A 5,789-nucleotide genomic window follows, 5' to 3' on the forward strand; every position below is an offset into this window, starting at 1 on the left:
GGCCCTAGGTCGGCCGACAGGCCCTAGGTCCCTGTGCCGTCGGCCGGGCGCCCGGCACCCTTCGGACATGGGCACACCGCACGGCGAGCAGGTCCCCGTCCTCGCAGAGCCGATCCCCGTCCTCGCGCTCGAGCGCCACCTCGAGGGGTGGGTCCGGCTCGAGCTGATCACGTCGCGTCAGGCCAGCCGGATCCTCGCGCACGAGTTCGGCCGCGACCACCCGGCCGGGTCCGGCCACCAGTTGCGCGCCTCGTAGCCCGGGCGCCTCGGGAGCCCGGCGCCTCGGAGCCCGGCGCCTCGGAGCCCGGCGCCTCGGAGCCCGGCGCCTCGTAGCCAGCCCGAGACCCGCCCTGCTCCCCCGGCCCGCCCCGCTGCCCCGGGGCCCGGTCACCACGTGCGGGGGGCGACGACCCGGGCGACGACGTACGACGCGAGCGCCACGACGCCGACGACCAGCCAGGGGCCGGGCCCCAGGTCGCGGGTCTCGAGCAGCTCGCGCAGCGGCGGCACGAGGACCGACGCCGCCAGCAGGGCCGCCGCAGCGACCAGGCCGGCCGCCAGGGTCCCGAGCTCGTCGCGCCACCGGGCCACCCAGCCGTCCCGCGTCCGCCCGGCCCGCGCCGCCCACGCGACGGCCAGCTGCCCCGAACCCACGCACAGCAGCGCGACGGACCGGGCCTCCTCGCCGCCGACCACCAGGGACGCCGCGAGGCTCGCCAGCCCCAGCCAGGTCGCGAGCAGCACCACCCGCCACCACAGCCCGGCCCCGAGGACCGCCTGCCCGGGCGGTCGGGGAGGCCGGTCCATCGTCCCCGGCTCGACCGGCTGGGTGCCGAGCCCCGCCCCTGCGAAGGAGTGGGTCAGCAGGTTGACCCACAGGATCTGGGCCGGCAGCAGCGGGACGGGCACTCCGGCGAGCGGGCCGGCGAGCATGAGGACGAGCTCCGAACCGCCCCCCGACAGCCCGTAGAGCAGGAACCGCCGGATGTTGGTGAAGACCCGACGCCCCTCACGGACGGCGGTCACCACGGTCTCGAGGTGGTCGTCGGTGAGGACGAGGTCGGCGGCCTGCCGCGCGACATCGGTCCCGCGGCCGCCCATCGCGACGCCGATGTCCGCGCGTCGCAGGGCGGGTGCGTCGTTGACCCCGTCACCGGTCATCGCCACCACCTCGCCGGCGGACTGCCACAGCTCCACGAGGGTGCTCTTGTCCTCCGGCCGCGCCCGCGCCACGACGGAGGCCCCGGCGTCCGCCTGCTGCACCGGCCGGCCGTCCATGGCGACCACGTCACCAGTGGCGGTCGGCTCCCGGAGGCCCACCTCGGTCGCGACGGCGGTGGCGGTCCCGGGGTGGTCCCCGGTCACCAGCACGAGGCGTATGCCGGCGGCGCGGCACTGCTCGACGGTGCGCCGGGACGCGTCGCGGACCCGGTCGGCGAGGGCGAGCAGGCCGGCCACCGCGGGCGGGCCGCCGTCCACGGAGACGGTCACCGCCAGGACCCGGCTGCCGGCCGCGGCCCACTCCCCGGCGACGGCCAGCGCCTCGGCCCGCTCGCCGTCGCCGGTCACGGGCGCCACCTCGCCGTCGTCGTCCGCGACCGGCGTCGTCGCGGCTCCGGGTCCGGCTGCCGGTCCCGCTGCGGGTCCGAGAAGCACCTCGGGGGCCCCCTTGCGGACCGTGAGCTCGCGGCCGTCGGGACCGCGGTGGTGCGTCGTCATGTGCTTGCGGGTGCTGTCGAAGGGTGTCTCCCCCACCCTGACCCAGCCCTCACCCGGGGTGGTCGGGCGTCCCTGCTCACCGGCCCACGTGAGCAGCGCCGCGTCGACGGGGTTGCCGACCGGGGTGCCCGTCGCGGGGTCGAGCGAGGCGTCGTTGCACAGCACGGCGAGGTCGGCCAGGTGCCCCATCGTCCCCGACGCCGGGACCCAACCGTGCGTGAGGCTGAGCCGCCCGTGGGTGAGCGTGCCCGTCTTGTCGGTGGCGAGGAGAGTCACGGCGCCGAGCGTCTCCACGGCGTCGAGCGACCGGGCCACCGCCTGGTGCCGGGCCATCCGCCGGGCCGCGAGGGCGAGGGTGACGGTGACGACCAGCGGCAGCGACTCCGGGACCGCCGCGACGACGAGGGCGACCGCGGCGAGGACGACCAGCCGCACCGGCTGCCCCGCCACCACCCCCACGACGAGGTAGACGGCACTCAGCACCACGGCGACCACGGCCAGCTGGCGGGACAGGCCGGCCATCCGCCGTTGCAGCGGTGACGCCTGCGCCGGTCCCGTGGCGAGCGCCGCGATCCGGCCCACCGTGCTGCGCGGCCCGGTCGCGACCACGCGTGCGGTGCCGCGGCCGTGGACCACCACGGTCCCCGAACGCAGCATGGCCGCCTCCGGTGGCGTACCCGGCTCCTCCACCGGCCCGGGGTCCGCGGCCGGTTGCCTGCCGACGTCGAGCGACTCGCCGGTGACGACGGACTCGTCGACCCGCAGCCCGACGCCCTCGACCAGGACGGCGTCGGCCGGCACGAGGTCGCCGGCCCGCAGCCGGACCAGGTCACCGGGGACCAGCTCGGCGGCAGGCACGACCCGCTCGGTGCCGGAGCGCACCACCGACGCGTGGACGGGGACCAGCGAGCGCAGCGCCTCGACGTCCGCCGCGGCCCGCAGCTGCTCGCGGATGCCGATGGCGCTGTTGACAATGACGACCAGGACGATCACGAGGGTGTCGGTGACGTCCCGGCTCAGGGTCGTGAGCACCATCGCCGCGAGCAGGACGAGGACGAGCGGCTCGCGCAGCGACGTCAGCGCCAGCCGCCCCACCGACGGGCGCCGCGGCGGGGGCAGGGCGTTGGGACCGACGCGGCCGAGCCGGCTGGTCGCCTCGGCCTCGTCCAGGCCGCGGGACAGCGGGTGGGGCGCCACCCCGGCGCCCCACCCTGACCCGCCCACGGCTGGCTGCTGCACCGTCGGCCGTCAGTCCGTCGTCTTCTCGGCGCGCTGCACCGGGATCGACACGGGCTTGTGGTCGGGGTGGTGCGTCGGCACCCGTACCTCGAGCACGCCGTCCACGTAGGTCGCGGTGACCTCGCGCGGGTCGACGTCCTTGGGCAGCCGGATGCTGCGCGTGAAGGCGCCGTAGTGGAACTCGTGGTGGCTCTTGTCCTTCTGCTCCTCGCGGCGCTCACCGCGGATGGTGAGGACGTCCTCGTCGATGGCCAGCGTCACGTCCTTGTCGGGGTCGATTCCCGGCATCTCGGCGCGCAGCACGTACGTGTCGTCCTCCGTGTAGTCCTCCACCCGGACATAGGGCGCCAGCCCCAGACCCCGCACCCCTGCCGGGGAGCCCTGGTCCAGCCAGTCCAGCAGCTCGGACATCATCGAGCCGGTCGAACGGCGGGCAACTGTTGTCATGGCGGTTCTTCCTTCCCGGCACGCGGGTCGTGCCGTCCCCTCCACCGTCGTCGGGCCCCCCGGGGCGCGGGCAGGGGCCAAGGTCCCCACCGGGGGCTCAGGCCACCGGCACCTGCGCCAGGTGGATGTCCATGACGTTGTTCAGCAGGTGCACCGCCTCGTCGTGCGGCCGCTGGAAGGAGTTGCGGCCCATGATGGTCCCGAAACCGCCACCCATGGCGGTCTGCCGGTTCTCCTCGAGGACGGCCGCCGTCTCCTTGGCGGCCCCGCCGGAGAAGATGACGATGCGGTGGCCGTCGAACGCGGACTGCACGACGTGCCGCACCCGGTCCGCGAGCGTGCCGAGCGGGACGCCGGCCTTCTCCAGCGCAGCCCGCGCGGCCTCGGACTCGATGTGCTCGGTCGGCGGCTTGACCTTGACGACGTGGGCGCCGAGCTGGCAGGCGAGGTGCGCGGCGTACGCCACGACGTCCACCGCGGTGCGGCCCTCCTGCGACACCCCGCTGCCGCGGGGGTAGGACCAGACGACGAGCGGCAGCCCGGCTGCCTCGGCGTCCCGCGCGAGGGTGCGCAGCTGCTGGTACATCTCGTTGCGGTGGGCCGAGCCCGGGTAGATGGTGAAGCCGACCGCCGCACACCGCAGGGCCAGTGCCTCCTCGACTCCGGCGACGACGGCGGGCTCGGGGTCGTCGCCCACGAAGAGCCCGTCGGCGTTGTTGCACTTGAGGATCAGGGGCAGGTCCTCGGCATACTCCGGCGCGACCACGCGCGCGGCACCCAGGGGAAGGGCGTGGGCGCTGCACCCGGCGTCGAGGGCGAGCCGCGCGTGGTAGCGCGGGTCGTAGCCGGCCGGGTTCGGCGCGAAGCTGCGGCCGGGGCCGTGCTCGAAGCCCTGGTCGACCGGCAGGACGACGAGCTTGCCCGAGCCGCCCGTGCGGCCCTGCATGAGGATGCGACGCAGGTGGGCGAGGGTGGCGGGGTCGTCCGCCGGGTACCACGACAGGATCTCGTCGACACGGTGGGACATGGCTGGAACTCCTCTGGTCAGGCGGCGACGTCGATGTAGATGTGGCCGGGCAGCTCGCCCACGCGGTAGCCCACGACGTCGTCGAGCCCCAGCGCGATGGTCAGCACGCCCTCGAAGTCGCCGGCCACGACGTACCCCTTGAGCATCGGGAAGCCCAGGTCGTGCCGGCCGGTGACGGCGTGCTCGCCCTCGTCGTCGTGGCCCTGGGCGGGCCGCAGGACGACCTGCAGGTAGCGCCGGCCCGGCATGGCCACGAGCTTGCCGGAGCCGTCCGCGACGACCTCGGGGACGTACCGGATGTCGTAGCCCGGCAGGGGCCCCTCGACGTCGAACACGATCCGGTCGAAGCCCTCGGAGCTGTGCGCCGCCGCGCGGATCCCCACGACCCGCGGCACGGGCGGCACGGCCAGGTCACGGGTGACGACGGTCGGGCCGGAGGTCCAGCCCCTGCCGGGGGCGGTCCGCCGCGCCGGGGTCGTCGAGGAGCTCGAGGAGCTCGGGGAGGCGGGTGACGACGTGCTCGACGAGGGGGTCGGGGACGACGAGGACGACGTGCTGCTCGAGGGGCTGGACGCGGTCGTCGAGGTCGAGGTGGAGGCCGGAGAGGTCGTGCTGGTCCCCCCACCGCCCGTGGATCCGCCGCACCCCGTCAGCGCCCCGGCGACCAGCACGACCGAGGCCACGACGCACCGTCCCCGTCTCCCGGTCATGGCCCACTCCCTCCTGCCTGCCGTCGCAGCATGCGGCAGGTGGGACTCGCCCGGGCAGGGCCGTTGGTCCCCACCTGGGTCCCGTTGGCCCCACCCGGGTCCGACGAGGGGGTGCGCCGCGGGGGACCTTGGCCCCTGTGGGTGCCGGGGGGGACGGACGAGGCTCGAGGTGTCCGGGATCGGAAGATCCGTCCACGCCTCGAGGACCGGAGGACTGCCATGTCCGACATCGAGAGGGCCCGTGCACGCAAGGAGGCGGCCGACGACGTCGCGTCGCGGCCACCCACGGAGGGCGAGTCGAGGCTCCAGGCCGCGCTGCGGCGCTACCTCGGGACCTCGTTGGCGGCGCTGCGGTCCCGTGACCGCCGCGGCCCCGACGACAAGCGCTGACCCGGACGGCGCTCGACGTGCCACGCGTCCGGGACCTGCTCCTGCGGTTCCGCCCTACCGGGGCGCCGGGCCCGGCGGGGCCCTCCGGCGTGCCCGTCGACCGCACCGGGGAGCTGGCGGCCGAGCTCGCGCCCGTCCTGGCGGCGCTCGCGCCCACGGAGGAGGAGTGCACGGCCGTCGTCGAGGAGGGCCGACGGGATGCCGCGGCCAGACGCGCCCGGGACAGGGGCCGGCGCGCCGGCGGACCACTCTCATAT

Annotated in this window: 8 protein-coding genes; 3 read left to right on the top strand and 5 right to left on the bottom strand. The window is 75.8% G+C overall.

Annotated elements, in window-relative coordinates:
- The first annotated feature begins 67 nt into the window (after positions 1-67).
- Positions 68-256 (top strand): hypothetical protein, encoded by a 189-nt coding sequence (locus ACFUC1_RS20045; protein ID WP_379122980.1) that lies wholly within the window; start codon positions 68-70, stop codon positions 254-256.
- A gap of 131 nt (positions 257-387) precedes the next feature.
- On the opposite strand, the gene ACFUC1_RS20050 is transcribed toward ACFUC1_RS20045, so the two are convergent.
- From ACFUC1_RS20050 to ACFUC1_RS20070, 5 genes are all read right to left on the bottom strand, one after another.
- Positions 388-2,943: a cation-translocating P-type ATPase gene (locus ACFUC1_RS20050; RefSeq protein ID WP_379122982.1), complete on the bottom strand. Its 2,556-nt coding sequence runs from the start codon at positions 2,941-2,943 to the stop codon at positions 388-390.
- Positions 2,944-2,967: 24 nt separating this feature from the next.
- A complete protein-coding gene (locus tag ACFUC1_RS20055) occupies positions 2,968-3,405 on the bottom strand; it encodes an Hsp20/alpha crystallin family protein (protein ID WP_379122984.1) in 438 nt (145 codons plus the stop codon).
- 97 nt (positions 3,406-3,502) lie between these two features.
- Positions 3,503-4,432, bottom strand: a complete 930-nt coding sequence (locus tag ACFUC1_RS20060) for a class I fructose-bisphosphate aldolase (protein ID WP_379122986.1) — start codon at positions 4,430-4,432, stop codon at positions 3,503-3,505.
- 17 nt (positions 4,433-4,449) lie between these two features.
- Complete coding sequence (locus ACFUC1_RS20065; protein ID WP_379122988.1) at positions 4,450-4,827, bottom strand: hypothetical protein; 378 nt, start codon at positions 4,825-4,827, stop codon at positions 4,450-4,452.
- Positions 4,828-4,843: 16 nt separating this feature from the next.
- On the bottom strand, positions 4,844-5,122 hold the full coding sequence (locus ACFUC1_RS20070) for a hypothetical protein (RefSeq protein ID WP_379122990.1): 279 nt from the start codon (positions 5,120-5,122) through the stop codon (positions 4,844-4,846).
- A gap of 239 nt (positions 5,123-5,361) precedes the next feature.
- Between ACFUC1_RS20070 and ACFUC1_RS20075 the strand changes: the two genes are divergently transcribed.
- Together ACFUC1_RS20075 and ACFUC1_RS20080 are read left to right on the top strand one after the other, a co-directional pair.
- Entirely contained in the window at positions 5,362-5,532 is a 171-nt protein-coding gene (locus ACFUC1_RS20075) for a hypothetical protein (protein WP_379122992.1), read from the top strand.
- A gap of 17 nt (positions 5,533-5,549) precedes the next feature.
- The coding region (locus tag ACFUC1_RS20080; RefSeq protein WP_379122994.1) for a hypothetical protein at positions 5,550-5,789 on the top strand (240 nt) is incomplete at its 3' end.

Origin of the sequence: Pedococcus sp. NPDC057267 (assembly GCF_042668795.1) — a bacterium.
Taxonomy (GTDB): domain Bacteria; phylum Actinomycetota; class Actinomycetes; order Actinomycetales; family Dermatophilaceae; genus Pedococcus.